Source organism: Micromonospora sp. WMMC250, assembly GCF_027460215.1.
In the GTDB taxonomy this organism is placed as follows: Bacteria; Actinomycetota; Actinomycetes; order Mycobacteriales; family Micromonosporaceae; genus Micromonospora; species Micromonospora taraxaci.
Map to the genome: position 1 here is coordinate 764848 of NZ_JAPZBJ010000002.1, position 16004 is coordinate 780851.

General features: G+C 70.4%; 10 protein-coding genes. 5 read left to right on the plus strand and 5 right to left on the minus strand.

The window, feature by feature from the left end; genetic code table 11:
- The first annotated feature begins 108 nt into the window (after nucleotides 1–108).
- On the plus strand, nucleotides 109–903 hold the full coding sequence (locus O3438_RS02875; protein WP_269678434.1) for a S1 family peptidase: 795 nt from the start codon (nucleotides 109–111) through the stop codon (nucleotides 901–903).
- 143 nt (nucleotides 904–1046) lie between these two features.
- Nucleotides 1047–1898 (plus strand): pyridoxal kinase PdxY, encoded by an 852-nt coding sequence (gene pdxY / locus O3438_RS02880; protein WP_269678435.1) that lies wholly within the window; start codon nucleotides 1047–1049, stop codon nucleotides 1896–1898.
- Nucleotides 1899–2048: 150 nt separating this feature from the next.
- On the opposite strand, the gene O3438_RS02885 is transcribed toward pdxY, so the two are convergent.
- From O3438_RS02885 to O3438_RS02900, 4 genes are all read right to left on the minus strand, one after another.
- Nucleotides 2049–2381 (minus strand): putative quinol monooxygenase, encoded by a 333-nt coding sequence (locus tag O3438_RS02885; protein WP_269678436.1) that lies wholly within the window; start codon nucleotides 2379–2381, stop codon nucleotides 2049–2051.
- 172 nt (nucleotides 2382–2553) lie between these two features.
- Nucleotides 2554–3972 (minus strand): WGR domain-containing protein, encoded by a 1419-nt coding sequence (locus tag O3438_RS02890; protein ID WP_269678437.1) that lies wholly within the window; start codon nucleotides 3970–3972, stop codon nucleotides 2554–2556.
- Between the two features lie 119 nt (nucleotides 3973–4091).
- Complete coding sequence (locus O3438_RS02895) at nucleotides 4092–5030, minus strand: acetamidase/formamidase family protein (protein WP_269678438.1); 939 nt, start codon at nucleotides 5028–5030, stop codon at nucleotides 4092–4094.
- A gap of 96 nt (nucleotides 5031–5126) precedes the next feature.
- Complete coding sequence (locus O3438_RS02900) at nucleotides 5127–6155, minus strand: polysaccharide deacetylase family protein (RefSeq protein WP_269678439.1); 1029 nt, start codon at nucleotides 6153–6155, stop codon at nucleotides 5127–5129.
- Nucleotides 6156–6608: 453 nt separating this feature from the next.
- Between O3438_RS02900 and O3438_RS02905 the strand changes: the two genes are divergently transcribed.
- Complete coding sequence (locus O3438_RS02905; protein WP_269678440.1) at nucleotides 6609–7688, plus strand: glycoside hydrolase family 19 protein; 1080 nt, start codon at nucleotides 6609–6611, stop codon at nucleotides 7686–7688.
- Between the two features lie 246 nt (nucleotides 7689–7934).
- Nucleotides 7935–13550, plus strand: coding sequence for a GH92 family glycosyl hydrolase (locus tag O3438_RS02910; RefSeq protein ID WP_269678441.1), 5616 nt, complete (start codon nucleotides 7935–7937; stop codon nucleotides 13548–13550).
- A 117-nt stretch (nucleotides 13551–13667) separates the two neighbouring features.
- Here O3438_RS02910 and O3438_RS02915 read toward each other — a convergent pair whose 3' ends face one another.
- Nucleotides 13668–14297 carry a TetR/AcrR family transcriptional regulator gene (locus O3438_RS02915; RefSeq protein WP_269678442.1) on the minus strand — a complete coding sequence of 210 codons (630 nt, stop codon included), beginning with the start codon at nucleotides 14295–14297 and terminating at the stop codon, nucleotides 13668–13670.
- A 180-nt stretch (nucleotides 14298–14477) separates the two neighbouring features.
- Between O3438_RS02915 and O3438_RS02920 the strand changes: the two genes are divergently transcribed.
- Nucleotides 14478–15980, plus strand: a complete 1503-nt coding sequence (locus tag O3438_RS02920; RefSeq protein WP_269678443.1) for an MFS transporter — start codon at nucleotides 14478–14480, stop codon at nucleotides 15978–15980.
- Nucleotides 15981–16004: the final 24 nt, after the last annotated feature.

The window sequence follows — 16004 nt, forward strand, 5'->3', positions numbered from 1 at the left end:
TACGACCCAGAGAGGATGACGCGCTAGATCCAAAGACATCAATATGATGACCGCTATCTCGAATGCCGGTGCGCTCACGAGGCGTGCCATCCTGATGCGGAGGAATGCATGGTTCGCTGGCGTACCCTCACTGGCCTGCTGGCCACCGCGTTGGCCGCGGTGACCGCGGCCAGCCTCACCCTCACCGCGCCGGCCGCCGCGGCCGACAACCCCATGACGCCGAACGTCGTCGGCGGCACCCGGGCCGCCCAGGGCGAGTTCCCGTTCATGGTTCGACTCTCGATGGGATGCGGCGGGGCCCTGTACAGCTCCCGGCTGGTGCTCACCGCGGCTCACTGCGTGGGCGCGACCGGCACCAACACCAGCATCACCGCGACGCTCGGGGCGGTGGACCTCCAGTCGTCCAGCCGGATCACCGTCCGGTCGAACTACGTCTACCGCGCCCCCGGCTACAACGGGGCCGGCCGGGACTGGGCGCTGATCCGCCTGGCCAGCCCGGTCACCGGGCTGAGCACGCTGCCGATCGCCAGCACGACCGCCTACGACAGCGGCACCTTCACCGTCGCCGGGTGGGGCGCCGCCCGCGAGGGTGGCGGGCAGCAGCGGTACCTGCTCAAGGCGACCGTCCCGTTCGTGAGTGACTCCGTCTGCAACGCCAACTACGGTGGCGACCTCATCCCCGCCCAGGAGATCTGCGCCGGCTACGCCAGCGGTGGCACGGACACCTGCCAGGGTGACTCGGGTGGCCCGATGTTCCGTCGCGACGCCTCCAACGCCTGGATCCAGGTCGGCATCGTCAGCTGGGGCAACGGCTGCGCCCGACCCAACTACCCGGGCGTCTACACCCAGGTGAGCTACTTCGCCTCGTCGATCGCCTCGGCGGCGGCGAGCCTCGGCGGCTGACCGTACGACCACTCGGGCGGCCCGGACGACAGTGTCCGGGCCGCCCGCTCGTGCCGGCACCGACGGGTGGGCGGTGAGTGGGCCAGCCGACAGAATCGGCGGGCCGCGCATGCGATCACCGCAGCGGCGGCCATGATGGGCCGGTGAAGATCCTGTCCATCCAGTCGTCGGTCGCCTACGGTCACGTCGGCAACTCGGCGGCGGTGTTTCCCCTGCAACGGCTCGGGCACGAGGTCTGGCCGGTCCTGACCGTGCACTTCTCCAACCACACCGGGTACGGCGCGTGGCGCGGACCGATGCTGGCGGCGGCCGACGTGGCCGAGGTGATCGCGGGCATCACCGACCGTGGGGTCCTCGGCGGCGCGGACGCGGTGTTGTCCGGCTACCAGGGTGACCCGGCCATGGGGGCGGTGATCCTGGACGCGGTCGAGAAGGTCAAGGCTCTCAACCCCGCAGCTGTCTACTGCTGCGATCCGGTGATGGGCGACGCCGGCCGCGGGATGTTCGTCCGCCCGGGTATCCCGGAGTACCTGCGCGACACCGTCGTGCCGCGTGCCGACATCATCACGCCGAACCACTTCGAACTCGACTTCCTCGCCGGGCGTACGACGACCTCGTTGGCGGAGGTGCTCGACGCGGTCGACGTCGTACGCGCGACCGGCCCGCGGCACGTCCTGGTGACCAGCGTGCTGCACGGCGACCTGCCGTCGGACTCGCTGGAGGTGGTAGCCGTCTCGGACGAGGGTGCCTGGGCGGTGACCACACCGCTGCTGCCGATCAACCCGAACGGCGGTGGCGACGTCACGGCGGCGTTGTACCTCGCGCACCTCTGGACGACTGGCTCACCCGCTGTCGCGTTGGAACGCACCATCGCTTCCGTCTTCGCCGTGCTCGAAGCGACAGTCGCGGCGGGCACCCGGGAGATCCAGCTCGTCGCGGCGCAGGACGTGATCGCCGACCCGCCGGCCAGGTTCACCGCCCGCCGGCTGCGCTGACCGCAGGTCGGCCCCGCTGTCGGCGCGACGGCGCTGCTGTCGGCAGGTCGTTTCCGCCGCCGGCGGGGCGGTGCTCCTGTCGGCGGTGCGGTGCTGCTGTCGGCGGGTCGGCGACGGACCCGCCGACGGCTTCCCGAGGACCTGATCCGGTCAGCGGCCCTCGGGGACGGCCATCTCGCCGAGCAGCGACCAGTCGTCCTGCGGCACTGTGGCGTTCACGATGCGCGGGGTCTCGGCCAGGTGCGGCGGCAGAGTCTCCTGCGCCTTGCGGAAGTGCGCCGACTGCACGTGAGCCCCGCCGGCCTCGCCGTCGCGGAAGGCCTCGACCAGCACGTACTCGGTCAGGTCGTCCACGCTGCGCGACCAGTCGAACCACAGGCAACCGGGCTCGGCCCGGGTCGCCTCGGTGAACTCGGCGGCGATCTGCGGCCACTGGTCGGCGTGCTCGGGCAGGATGCGGAACTTGGCGGTAATGAAGATCATGGCCCCAGGCTACCCAGACCGGCCGGGCGCGGACGGGCCAGCCGCCCAGCGTGGCGGGGTTGCCGCCACCCGGCCGAGGGCGGTGCCGTGCCGCCCTCAGCCGTGCCGCCCTCAGCCGTGCCGCCCTCAGCCGGGCGGCCCTCGGCCGGGACGGCACGATCACCCGTGACGGTCAACCCAGGCGGCGGATGTCGCCGAACGCCCGGTAGAACCCGCCGCGGCTGGACTCGCGGACCTCGGTCACCAGGTAGCGGGCACCCGGCTCGCGGATGCCCTTCGGGAACTGCACCGACCAGTCCCGTCGGTAGCCGTCGGACAGCACCTGGACGCGCAACCGGCCCCGATCGTCCAGGCACTGCACCACCACGCCGCCGCCGAGGTCGCTGGTCACCTCGACGACTGTCGGCTGCGCCGGCCGTGGCGCCTGGCGGGGTGCCTTGATGTCGCGCACCTCGGGCACGTCACCGGCCTGCGCGGCGCGGATCGCCGGCTCGCTCGCGTCGATGCAGGCCAGATGGCCGCCGGTGGTGACGACGTAGAGCCGATCGTCGTGGTACTGCATCGAGTACGCCGAGCCGCAGCCGGTGCCGAGCTTCCACAGCCGGGTGCCGTCCGCGTCGAAGCAGTAGATCGAGGACTGGCTGTCGCCGGCGAAGACGTACCGGCCGCCCTCGGCGGTCGCGCAGGAGAACACCGGGGCGTCGCAGAGATAGGTGCGCTCGTGCCGACCCGACTTGGACAGGCGTACCACCTCACGGGTGCTCGTCCCGGCGAACACACTGCCGTCCTCCTGCCAGCCGAACAGCACAGCGCCGGTCCTGGTGTGCCACAACTCGCTGCCGGTACGCCACTCGTAGCCGGTCACGCCCTGGGAATGGCCGTGGTAGATCGCGTCGCGGTCACACCGCACCATCCAGGCCGAGCGCCCCCGCCCGGGCCTGCGCCACAGGAACTCGTCCTCGTGGTCGACGGCGGTGATCCCACCGTCGGCGTCGGAGACACCCAGGACACCGTCGTGGATGTCGAGCCAGTAGATGTCGATCTCGGGAGCGATCGCGTACGCCACTCGGGGCACCTTGCCGGAGAGGTCGTAGACGTTGCCGTCGTCGCAGCCGGCGTAGACCCAGGCGTCGTCGGCGACGATGCACTTCACCCCGTCGGGAAGGCGCACCTGACTGCGCACCCGGGCATCGTGGTCGAGCGTGGTGATCACGCCGTGCTCGTTGCCGACCATGCAGTGCTGCCCGTCGACGAAGATGCCGAAGGCGGGAGCGCCGGAGTCGTAGCGCCAGAGCACCGGGGCGGTGCGCGCGGTCGAGCGGGTGCTGACGATCTGCCGCCGGGAGACGGAGCGCTTCTGCCGGACGCCCGGGACGGCCGGCGCGTACCCCTTGCGGATCTTCTCCCCGATCTTCTTCGCCGCGGCCGCGCGGGCACGGGCGTTGTCCGGGTAGGCGCTGGCCTTGACCTGACCCTGGTCGCCGATCCGGCCGTAGCGCACGGTCAGTGTGGCGTTGTCGACGATGACCTCGTAGAACTTGTGCGCACCGTCCACTTCGGACAGTTCGAGGTAGGTCGTCTCCTGGGACATGGTCGGGCCTCCGAGGGGTCAGCGACCGGCTCGACGTGGCCGGCGCGGCGACAGTGAGAACACGCTAACGACCGCCCCCGACAGAACCGGCTCGCGCTGGTCGGCGCGGACCCGTGTGCTCACCGCCCCGGCCAGCCCAGCGCGTCGTCGCGCAGCACGGCGTGCGCGCCGACGGTCTGGTTCACGATCTGCGTTACCCGGACGTCGACAGTGACGCTGGCCAGCGCCACCGCGTCCGCGCGGCTGAGCCCGTGCAGCCGCTGCATCAGGTCCAGCATCGACTCCAGGGCCGTGAACGTGGCGTCGTCGAGGGACGCGCCGACGCCCAACGTCAGCCACGCGTCCGGGGTGCGCGCCACCGGCCCGGTGAGCGGGAAGTCGTCCCGGACGTCGAGGGTCACTGTCACCTCGTCCATCGGGCACTCGATGGCGGTGCCCCCGACCTCGCCGTCGCCCTGTGCGGCGTGCCCGTCGCCGACCGAGAAGAGCGCGCCGTCCACCGGGATCGGCAGAAACAGTGTGCTGCCGGCGGTGAGGTCCTTGCAGTCCAGGTTGCCGCCCCAGGGGCGCGGCGGGATCGTCGAGTGCCGTCCCGGCTCGGCCGGCGGCATGCCGAGCACCCCCATGAAGGGACGCAGGGCGACGGTGTGGCCGTGCTGGTTGCGGCCCGTCATCGTCGCCGGGTCCAGTGTCCAGGCGTGTACCACCGGTTGTTCCTCGACGCCGTACCGCTTGTTGAAGTCGCTCGGCCAACCGCCGGCGACAGTCGTCCCCCAGGTGGCCGGGACGACCGCGTCGATGCGTACCGCGAGGGTTTGGCCGGCGCGCGCACCGCGGACCGCGACCGGACCGACCAACGCGTGTCCATGGTCGGGGCGATGCTGTGCGACCCGGGGGCGGTCCCGGTTCGCTCCGCCGCGGTACGGGCCGGACGACCACCAGCAGTCCAGGGTGCGGTAGGTGACGGTGTCGCCGGGATCGACGGTGAGCACCGGTCGGAAGTCGGGGGAGAAGTGGCCGTGCAGTGTGTCGTCAGCGGGCGTGAGGGTGTGGCGCATGAGGTGCAGGTTAGTGGCATCCGGTCGAGGTCATGGGGTGCGCGGTGCGCGGCGGGTGCCGGGCGCACCCGCCGCGCACGTCTCGCCCCGACGGTGTCAGCCGGAGGTGCAGGAGCGGATCTGTGGACGGGCGCCGCTGTTGCCGTTGGTCATCGTGGTGAAGCCGAAGGTGTTGCCGCTGCCGTTGGACCTCATGGTCATGACGGTGCCGCTGCTGTCCCAGGTGGCGGTGCCGTTCCAGATGGTGGAGACCCGCTGCGGAGAGGTCAGGGCCACGACCACCGTCCACGTGTTGGCGCCGCTGACGGTCACCGACGTGTTGTACCGGTCGCCCCAGACGTTGGTGGTCGTCGCCGTCGCGGTGCAGGTACCGCCGCCGGGCGGCGGGGTGGTGCCGCCATCGGTCGGCGGGGTCGTGCCGTCGGGCGCGACGGCCCGGCCGGTGGACGGCGAAATCATGCCGGGGCACAGGTTGCGGCTGGTCAGGTTGGCCATGATCTGGGGAATCGCGTCGCGGGTGTTCTGGATCCCGTCGTGCATGAGGATGACCTGACCGGCCTGCAGGCGGCTCGCGTTGGAGACGATCTGGCTGACACTGGCCCCGTTCCAGTCCTGTGAGTCCACGTCCCAGATCACCTGGCGCATGCCGAGCGAGGACGCGACGGACTGGAGGGTGGAGTTGGTCTCCCCGTACGGCGGCCGGAACAGCTGCGGCCGGACGCCGGTCGCCGACTGGATCGCCGAGTTGGTCTGGGACAGGTCCGACTGCATCTGCGACTGACTCATCGAGGTCATGTGCGCGTGGTTCCAGCTGTGGTTGGCGACCCACATGCCGGCGGAGACCTGTGCCTGCGCCGCCGAGCGGTTGTTCTGGACGTTCTGCCCGACGTTGAACATGGTGGCCCGTACGCCGTTGCTGCGCAGCACGTTCAGCAGCGCGCCGGTGCTGCCGGTCGGGCCGTCGTCGAAGGTGAGGCCGACGTACCCGTTGCAGGTCGCGGCGCTCGAAGAGGTCGTGGTGGCGGCGAGGACGACGCCGCACATCGCGACGGCGGTGGCGAGGACGGCGAGCGCCGCGCGCAACCGCCTCGACCACAGGGCCGTGCGGGGGAAGAGCCTGCTCATCTGGTGCCCCTTCGCGCAGGCCGGCCGGATGCCTGGGCAGCACGGTCCGGACGGGTGTGGATGAGTGGGGAGGTCATGCCGGCCGACATGGCTCGCATTGACCTCGATGGATCGGAGTATTACAGCGGGAATTCCAACGCGTCAACAACTTCCGGAATAGCTCCGGAACGCGTCAGGGGACACTGTGGGCGGTTGATCGGCCCCCTGTGCTGCATGTCTGACTGGCTGGGTGTCGTCTGCTCGGCGGCTCGACCGCGCCTGGCGTCCGACCCGTCGCGACATGATCCGGAAAGCTGTCGGAAATACCGGTGTCGATGTCAGCGTGACGCCTGGTGGCCATCCTCGGCCGGTGTCAGGGGAAACAGTAAAGACTGTGAACAGAAGATGTTACAGTCACTGCCATCGATATCAGGCTGGATTCCGGTTGTTGGAGTTCCAGGAAGGAGTGAGCACATGACGAGACTGCGCGCGCTGGTCGCGCTGGCGGCACTGATCGTCGCCGGTACGTTCGTCGCGGTCATCCCGCCCACCGCCGCGTCGGCGGCGGCCTGCTCGGCATCGTGGCAGGCCTCTGCCGTCTACTGGGGAGACGCCCAGGTCTCCCACAACGGCCGCAACTACCGGGCGAAATGGTGGACCCAGAACGAGGCGCCACCCGGGACGACAGGCGTCTGGGAGGACCTCGGAGCGTGCGGGGGAGGCACCACACCGCCCACCGGCGGCACCTGCAACCACCCGAACTGGGTCGCCGGTACCTGGTACGCCGCCGGAGCCATCGTGCGGTACACCAACGGTCTCTACTACGTCGCCGAGCACGACAATCCCGGGTACGACCCGGTCGTCAGCACCTGGTACTGGGAGCCGTACACCTGTGGTGGCCAACCGCCGACCACCCCGCCGCCCACCAACCCGGGAGGCTTCGTGGTCACCGAGGCCCAGTTCAACCAGATGTTCCCGGGTCGCAACTCCTTCTACACCTACTCCGGGCTCGTCGCCGCGCTCAGCGCCTATCCGGCGTTCGCGAAGAGCGGCAGCACCACAGTGCAACGCCAGGAGGCCGCGGCCTTCCTGGCGAACGTCTACCACGAGACCGGTGGGCTCGTGCACATCGTCGAGCAGAACACGGCGAACTACCCGCACTACTGCGACCCCAACCAGTCGTACGGCTGCCCGGCCGGACAGGCGGCCTACTACGGGCGGGGGCCGATCCAGCTCAGCTGGAACTTCAACTACAACGCCGCCGGTATCGCGCTCAACCTGCCCCTGCTGACCAACCCCTGGCTGGTGCAGAACGACGCCGCGGTGGCCTGGAAGACCGGGATCTGGTACTGGATGACCCAGAACGGGCCGGGCACCATGACCGCCCACAACGCGATGGTCACCGGGGCCGGGTTCGGCCAGACGATCCGCAGCATCAACGGCTCGATCGAGTGCAACGGCGGTAACCCCGCCCAGGTGCAGAGCCGCGTCACCAGGTACCAGCAGTTCGTCGGCATCCTCGGTGTGTCGGCCGGAGCCAATCTCTACTGCTGATGTCCCGCCGGGCCTCGGCGTCCGCCACCGTGCGGCGTCGAGGCCCGGTACGCCTCGCTCCGGGCAACCCGTTGACAGGGCCGTGGTGCGCCCGGAACTATCAGCGAACAGTTCACCGCCCCGACCCTCGTTGATCGCCAGCCGGCATGACAACGATGTCAGGGCCTGACCAGCGCCACCGCACGCTCCACACTGCCCCGACCTTCGACGTACTCGACCGGTTCGAGTCGAAAGGCACCGTCCCCCATGTCACATAGCCCCCCTGCACGCTCCCTGTCTCCCCGCCTGGTCGCCGCGACCACAGCCGTCCTGCTGCCGCTGGGCCTGCTCGTGGCCGCACCCCTGGCCAACGCCGCTCCCGCCTCCGCGACGCCGGGCGACTTCAGCTCCTCGTTCGAGACCGCCGACCCGCAGCCCGCCACCAGCACTGTGGAGGTCGGCGCGAACGGTAAGCCGATCCAGGCGAACCTGAGCGGCACCGTCACCACGCTGCCCGGCAGCCTGCTCGGTCAGGTCAGCGCGGTGACCGCGAGCGACGAATACCAGCCCCGCGAGATCGCCGCCAACCTCGCCGACGACGACTCGTCGACCAAGTGGCTCGTGTTCCAGACGACCGGCTGGGTGACCTACCGGTTCGCCGAGCCGGTGACGGTCAAGCGCTACTCGCTGACCTCGGCCAACGACGCGCCGAGCCGCGACCCCAAGGACTTCGTCGTGCAGGGGTCGACCGACGGCACCTCGTGGACCGACCTGGACAAGCGCACCGGTCAGACGTTCGGCGGCCGGTTCGCCACTAACCGCTACAGCGTCACCAACAGCACCGCCTACGCGTACTACCGGCTGAACGTCACCGCGAACTCCGGCGACGACCTGCTGCAACTCGCCGACTGGAACGTCGGCGACGGCTCGGACGTCCATCCGCCGGCCACCCCGATGGTCACCGAGGCCACCGCCGGCCCGAACGGCGGCTACACCACCAAGCCGGACGCCGGGTTCACCGGTCTCGCCGCGCTGCGCTACTCCGGCGGCGCCGAGGGCGACGGCCGCTCGTACGCCACCAACAAGCTGTTCGACGTCAACGTCCCGGTGGGGCCGAAGACCCGGCTGTCGTACAAGATCTTCCCGGAGTTCACCGCCGGGAACGCCCGGTACCCGTCCACCTACGCCGCCGTCGACCTGCACTTCACCGACGGCAGCTACCTGAGTGGACGCTCGCCTGCCGACCAGCACGGCAACTCGCTCACCGCCGCCGGCCAGGGCGCGTCGAAGGCGCTCTTCGCCGACCAGTGGAACCTGGTGCAGACCGACCTCGGCACCGTCGCGCGCGGCAAGACGATCGACCGCGTCCTGCTCGCGTACGACAACCCGCAGGCCACCGGTGACACCCAGTTCCAGGGCTGGCTCGACGACATCGAGCTGACGGCCACGCCGGCGTCGATCGACGGCTCGAAGCTGACCAACTATGTCGACACCCGACGCGGCACCAACTCGACCAGCGGTTTCTCGCGCGGCAACAACCTGCCGATCACCGCTGTGCCGAACGGGTTCAACTTCTTCACCCCGGTCACCGACGCGACCTCGAACTCGTGGGAGTACGAGTACCACCGGATCAACAACGCGGCCAACCTGCCCATGTTGCAGGGCCTCGCGATCTCCCACGAGCCAAGCCCGTGGATGGGTGACCGCAACCAGATGTCGGTGATGCCGGTCGTCGGCGGCGGTTCCCTGACCGGTCAGCCGGCCAGCCGCGCGCTCGCCTTCAGCCACGACGACGAGATCGCCCAGCCGGACCTCTACCGGGTCACGCTGCAGAACGGCCTCGTCGCGGAGATGTCGCCGACCGACCACGCCGGGATCATGCGGTTCACCTTCCCGACCGGGCAGTCGACCGGCAGTCTCGTCTTCTACAACGGCACGTTCACCATCGGCACGGACGGCACGCTCACCGGCTGGGTCGACAACGGAAGCGGCCTGTCCGCCGGCCGTAGCCGCATGTTCGTGGCGGGTGCCTTCGACCGGGCGCCCACGGCGTCCGCCGCGACGTCGGCCACCTTCGACGTCTCCGCGAACCGGGAGGTGACGATGCGCCTCGCGACGTCGTTCCTCTCCGTCGACCAGGCCCGCCGCAACCTCGACCTGGAGGTCACCGGCAGGAGCTTCGACCAGGTCCACGCCGCCGCGACGGCGGCGTGGAAGGACCGGCTCGGTCGGGTCGAGGTGCGTGGCGCCAACGAATCGCAGCTCGTCACGATGTACTCCAACCTGTACCGGTTGAACCTCTACCCGAACTCGCAGTCGGAGAACACCGGCACCGCCGCCGCCCCGCGCTGGCAGTACGCGAGCCCGGTCTCCGCGCCCACCGGCGCGTCGACGCCCACCCAGACCGGCGCGAAGATCGTCGACGGGCAGATCTACGTCAACAACGGCTTCTGGGACACCTACCGCACCGTGTGGCCCGCCTACTCGCTGCTGTACCCGGACGTCGCCGCGAAGATCTCCGACGGGTTCGTCCAGCACTACCGCGACGGCGGCTGGATCGCCCGCTGGTCGTCTCCCGGGTACGCCGACCTGATGACCGGCACCAGCGCCAACGTGGCACTGGCCCAGGCGTACCTCACCGGGGTCAAGCTGCCCGACCCGCTCGCGGCGTACGACGCGGCGGTCAAGGACGCGACGGTCGCGTCCGGGCGCAGCGCGGTCGGCCGCAAGGGCATCGAGACCTCCCTGTTCCTCGGCTACACGCCCACCTCCACCGGCGAGTCGGTGTCGTGGGCGCTGGAGGGCTTCATCAACGACTACGGCATCGGCAACATGGCCGCGGCACTGGCCAAGGACCCGGCCACGCCGAAGTCGGAGCGCACCCGGCTGAAGGAGGAGTCCCGCTACTTCCTGGAGCGGGCCCGCAACTACGTCCACCTGTTCGACCCGAAGACGAAGCTGTTCCAGGGCCGCGACGCCGCCGGCACCTTCCTCGCCGGCGATCCGCTGGACTGGGGTGGCGTCTACACCGAGACCAACGGGTGGAACTTCGCCTTCACCGCCCAGCAGGACGGGCAGGGCCTCGCCAACCTGTACGGCGGGCAGCAGGCGCTGCGGGACAAGCTCGACACGTTCTTCGCCACCCCGGAGAACGCCGACCGGCCCGGCGGGTACGGCGGCATCATCCACGAGATGATCGAGGCACGCGCGGTGCGGATGGGTCAGCTGGGCATGAGCAACCAGCCCTCGCACCACATCCCGTACATGTACAACTTCGCCGGCGCGCCGGCCAAGACGCAGGCGGCGGTACGCGAGATCCTGCGCCGCCTCTACGTCGGCAGCGAGATCGGCCAGGGCTACCTGGGCGACGAGGACAACGGCGAGATGTCGTCGTGGTACATCCTCAGCTCGCTGGGCATCTACCCGTTGCAGGCCGGATCGGCCGAGTGGACCATCGGTTCGCCGCAGTTCACCAGGATGACGGTGCGCCGCCCCACCGGTGACATCGTCGTCAACGCGCCGGCCAACAGCACGCGCAACATCTACGTGCAGGACGTCAAGGTCAACGGCAAGAAGCAGCGCGGCCTGTCGCTGGACGTGGCCACGCTCGCCAAGGGCGGCACCATCGACTTTCAGATGGGCCCCAACCCGTCGTCCTGGGGCAGCGGCAAGAAGGACGCGCCCCCGTCGCTGACCAAGGGCGAGGACGCGCCGAAGCCGTTGCAGGACACCACCGGCCCCGGTCTGGGCACCGCCACCGCGACCGGCGGTCAGGACGCGTCCAAGCTGTTCGACGACTCGTCGACCACGCAGCTGACCCTCACCTCGGCGACGCCGCAGATCACCTGGACCAACCGTGGTGGCAAGCAGAGGCCGACGTACTACACGGTGACGTCCGGGGCCGCTGCCGGCGACCCGGCGGACTGGCGGTTGCAGGGCTCCAACGACGGCATCACCTGGACCACTCTGGACACCCGCACCGACCAGGTGTTCCGGTGGCGCAACCAGACCCGTCCGTACCCGATCGACAAGCCGGGTAAGTTCGCGCAGTTCCGGCTCGCCGTGACGAAGACCGTCGGCGCCGCGCAGACCAACCTCGCCGAGATCGAGCTGCTCGCCGGTGGGGACCTGGCCATCGGCGGCGGCGACATCACGGTGACCCCCGCCGGGAGCGTGCACGCCAACTCCGGTGTGCCCGTCTCGGTGCCGCTGGCATCCGTCACCGGCGGCGCCGCCGACGGTTACCGGGCCACCATCGACTGGGGTGACGGCACGCCGGTCACCGAGGGCACCCTGACGCTCAGCTCGCGGGCCGTCTACAGCGTCGGTGGATCGCACACCTACGCCACGCCGGGCTACCACCAGGCCAGCGTCACGGTGACCGACGGCGAGAGCCAGAGTTCCGCGACGGTCGGCGTCGAGGTGGCGTACGCCCCGACGTCCGGCCTCACCGCCGCCTTCGACACCGTCTGCGTCGGTGACGAAGGGGTCCTCGCGGCCGACTGCGACGCCAAGTCGTGGGCGTACTCGCGGGCCGCCCTGACGGCGGGCGGCGCGGTCCAGGGCCAGCGGCAGCAGGTCCCCGGAACGGCACTGCAGTTCACCCTGCCGGTGATCCCGCCCGGGCAGCCGGACAACGCCACCGGCAACGGCGCGACTGTCGTTCTCGACCTGCCGGCCGACGCCCGGTCCGTCTCGTTCATCGGCGCCGGAACGCAGGGCAACCAGAGCACCACCGGCACCGCGACGTTCAGCGACGGCACCACGGCCGGCATCCCGATCCAGTTCAGCGACTGGACGCTGGGCGGCAACGCCAACGGCACCCCGTCCTACGGCAACATCATCGTCGCCAAGACGGCGTACCGGCTGCACGGCACCAGCCGGGACGGTGCCCAGCCGTTCCTGTTCGCCACCGCGCCGTACCAGATCCCGGCGGGCAAGACGCTGGTGTCGGTGACCCTGCCGACGCAGACCGGCGACCCCCGCTCGGCGGGCCGGATCCACGTGTTCGCCGTCGCCAACGACGGCACGCCGGCCCCCGCGCTGACCACCGACGCCCCGAAGGACCAGACGGCGACCGCCGGGCAGGCCCTCACGGCGAACCTCGGTTCGGTGACCGGCGGCGTTCCCGGTACGACGGGCTACCGCGCCCGCGTCCAGTGGGGTGACGGCACGGCCCCGCAGGACGTCACGGTCGACGCGTCCGGTGCCATGACCGGGCAGCACACCTACTCCCGCGAGGGCACCTACACGGTGCACGTCACCGCGTGGGACACGCTGTCCAGCAGCACCAAGGCGTTCACCGTCACCGTCGCGAGGGGTGGATCGCAGCCGGTGATCGCGCTCTCCTCGGCGGGCAGCGTCGCGACCGGCGGCGCGATCACCGTTGACGGCAGTGGGTTCGCCGCCGGCGAGCAGGTGACCGTCAACGTCGGCACCGACCCGGCCCGGAGCACGAAGGTCGCGGCCTCGGCGAAGGGAACCGTACGAGTCTCGGTTCCGACGTCCGAGGGCGCGCAGCCCGGTCGGTACGCGGTCACCGCGACCGGCGCGTCCTCCCGTACGCCGGCCACGGCCACCGTCCAGGTGACCGAGCAGGCGCAGGCGCGGACCTACCAGCCGAGGGTGGCGCTGTTGACGGTCTCGGGGCCGCGCGCGACGGCGATCACCGTCGACGGTTCCGGGTTCGTGCCGAACGAGGTGGTCACGATCGCCTTCGGCAACGGCGTCGCGGTCACCACAGTGCGCGCGAACGGTGACGGTGTCATCGCGGGCGCGACGGTGAGCGTTCCGGGAGGGGCGAAGCCCGGGGCGACAAGCGTCACGCTGACCGGCGGGACGTCGGCCACGAAGGTGTCCCGACCGTTCACCGTCACCGGCTAGGACGGAGTCGACGTGTTGGGCGGGCCGGGAAGACGGCCCGCCCAACACGGGCGGAACTGACCGCCGCAGCGCCGTACCGTCGACCGCGATGGCGGCACACGTGCTGCTCGCGTCCGATCAGCGAGGTGGCAGCAGTGCGTCGACCAGCTCGCGCAGCGGCCCGACCAGGTCCTGTTCGGTGGCGGCGCTCAGCGGCTCCAACCGGATCGACGACGACCGCAGCACCGCGACGCCGATGCCGGCGGCGAGGGCCATCTGGGCGCGGAGAAGGATCTCCTCGCTGCCTGGTTCGCCGGGACGCCATCCCCGGGCCGCCGCCAGTTGTTGGCTGGCCCGGCTGAGGACACCGAGGCGGATCTCGTCGGCTCCCGCGTCGCCGGACGAGCGCAACAGCAGGGTGAGCTGGCTGGACAGCCCCGCCGTGCCGAGGTCGGCGATGTGCCGGGCGATGGCTTCCGGGACCCGTTCGGCCGGCGTCTGACCGGCCGTCCGGTGCAGCTCGTCGCCCGCTGCCCGCAGACACGCCTCGAACAGACCCTCCTTCGACGAGAAGTAGCGGCTGATGAGAGCGACGTTGACCCCCGCGTCGTCGGCGATGTCCCGCACGGTCGTCGCCGCGTAGCCGTCGCGGGCGAAGCGCTGCCGAGCCGCGTCGAGCAGGAGCTGCCGGGTTTCGGTCGCATCCCGGCGACGGCGCGGGGCAGGTTCGCCAGGTGTGGCGGGGGAGACGGGTGGTTCGGCTGTCACGACGCGTCCTTTCTCGCTCTCGGTGGCGGTGCGACCGACGCAATGTAAACATATGTTGACTTGCGCCCCCAAGCAAGGTCGCCAACCCCCTCCGGGGTGACGTAAACGACTGTTGACATGGCCCCGCGGCTGCGGATACTGGTAAGTCAGCAAACGTTTACATCTAGTTTCGGGAATCTCATGACCCACACCATCGAGGAGTCGACCCGCGTCGGCCCCGCGTCCAGCCCCGCCCCGCGCGCCAACAGCACCCTCCTGGTGCTGTACCTGTCGCTGGGTGGCCTGGCGTTCGCGGTGCTGCAGTCGCTGGTGGCGCCCGCGCTGTCGACCATCGGGAGGGACCTGGGCGTCTCCACCGGGGACATCAGTTGGGTGCTCACGGCGTACCTGTTGGCCGCCTCGGTACTGACACCCATCCTCGGCCGTCTCGGTGACATGGTCGGCAAGCGCCGGGTCCTCATCGGCGTCCTCGCCGCCCTCGCCGCCGGCACCCTGCTCGCCGCCCTGGCCCCCAACCTGACCGTGCTGATCGTCGCGCGGGCGCTTCAGGGCGCCGCCGGAGCGATCCTGCCCCTGTCGATCGGCATCGTGCGCGACGAACTGCCCCGCGAGAAGGTCGGCGTCACCGTCGGCCTGCTGTCGGCGATCTTCGGAGTCGGCGCCGGCGTCGGCATCGTGGCGGCGGGCCCGATCGTGGAGCACCTGTCCTGGCACTGGCTCTTCTGGTTGCCGCTGGTCCTTGTCGTCGTCGCGCTGCTCGGGGCCATCTTCGGGATGCCCGAGTCGCGGGTGCGTACGCCCGGACGGCTCGACATGCTCGGCGCCGCCATCCTGTCGGTGTCGCTGGTCTCGCTGCTGCTGGCCGTCAGCAAGGGACAGTCCTGGGGTTGGGGGGAACCGAAGACCATCGGCCTGTTCCTGCTCGGCGTGGTCGCGCTGGTCGTGTTCGTCCTGGTCGAGCTGCGGGTGAGCGAGCCGCTCATCGACATGCGTCTCATGAGGATTCGCGGCGTCTGGGCCACCGACCTCGTCGCCCTGATCCTCGGATTCGCGATGTTCGGAACCTTCGTGCTCGTGCCGACCCTGCTCCAACTTCCTGCGGTCACCGGCTACGGATTCGGCAAGACCGTGTCCCAGGCCGGCCTGTTCCTGCTTCCCACCGTCCTCATGATGGTGATCTTTGGGCCGCTCGCCGGTCTGCTGGACCGTCGCTTCGGTCCCAAGGTCCCGATGTTCCTCGGCGCGGTCCTCGTCGTCGTAGCGTTCGTGCTGCCGGCACTCGCCCACGGCGCGACCTGGCAGGTGCTGCTCTCCGGAGTGCTCACCGGCGCCGGCATCGGCCTCGCGTTCGCGGCGATGTCCAACGCCATCATCGAGAGCGTTCCGGCCGGGCAGACCGGCGAGGCGAGCGGCGTCAACACCATCGCGCGAACCATCGGCAGCAGCATCGGCGCCGCGGTCGTCGCGGCCGTCATCACGTCGCACAGCACCCCGCAGGGTCTGCCCACCGACACGGCCTTCACCGCCGGCTTCTGGGTCTGCGCGGGCGTCGCCGTGCTGGCCGTCTTCGCGGCACTCGCACTGCCGTCGGCGCGTCGCCGTCACCAGCAGGCCGTCGACGCGGGTGTCGACGACCTCCCACCCGAGCCCGTCGAGGTGCACCTGCCGCACCGGCGGCGCTGAGACGCGACACAGGGACGACTCAGG

Excerpts from the sequence above, each read along its gene's own strand:
- O3438_RS02875 (WP_269678434.1), top strand. The coding sequence starts at position 109 with ATGGTTCGCTGGCGTACCCTCACTGGCCTGCTGGCCACCGCGTTGGCC.
- O3438_RS02885 (WP_269678436.1), bottom strand. The coding sequence starts at position 2,381 with ATGATCTTCATTACCGCCAAGTTCCGCATCCTGCCCGAGCACGCCGAC.
- O3438_RS02890 (WP_269678437.1), bottom strand. The coding sequence starts at position 3,972 with ATGTCCCAGGAGACGACCTACCTCGAACTGTCCGAAGTGGACGGTGCG.
- O3438_RS02895 (WP_269678438.1), bottom strand. The coding sequence starts at position 5,030 with ATGCGCCACACCCTCACGCCCGCTGACGACACACTGCACGGCCACTTC.
- O3438_RS02900 (WP_269678439.1), bottom strand. The coding sequence starts at position 6,155 with ATGAGCAGGCTCTTCCCCCGCACGGCCCTGTGGTCGAGGCGGTTGCGC.
- O3438_RS02905 (WP_269678440.1), top strand. The coding sequence starts at position 6,609 with ATGACGAGACTGCGCGCGCTGGTCGCGCTGGCGGCACTGATCGTCGCC.
- O3438_RS02910 (WP_269678441.1), top strand. The coding sequence starts at position 7,935 with ATGTCACATAGCCCCCCTGCACGCTCCCTGTCTCCCCGCCTGGTCGCC.
- O3438_RS02920 (WP_269678443.1), top strand. The coding sequence starts at position 14,478 with ATGACCCACACCATCGAGGAGTCGACCCGCGTCGGCCCCGCGTCCAGC.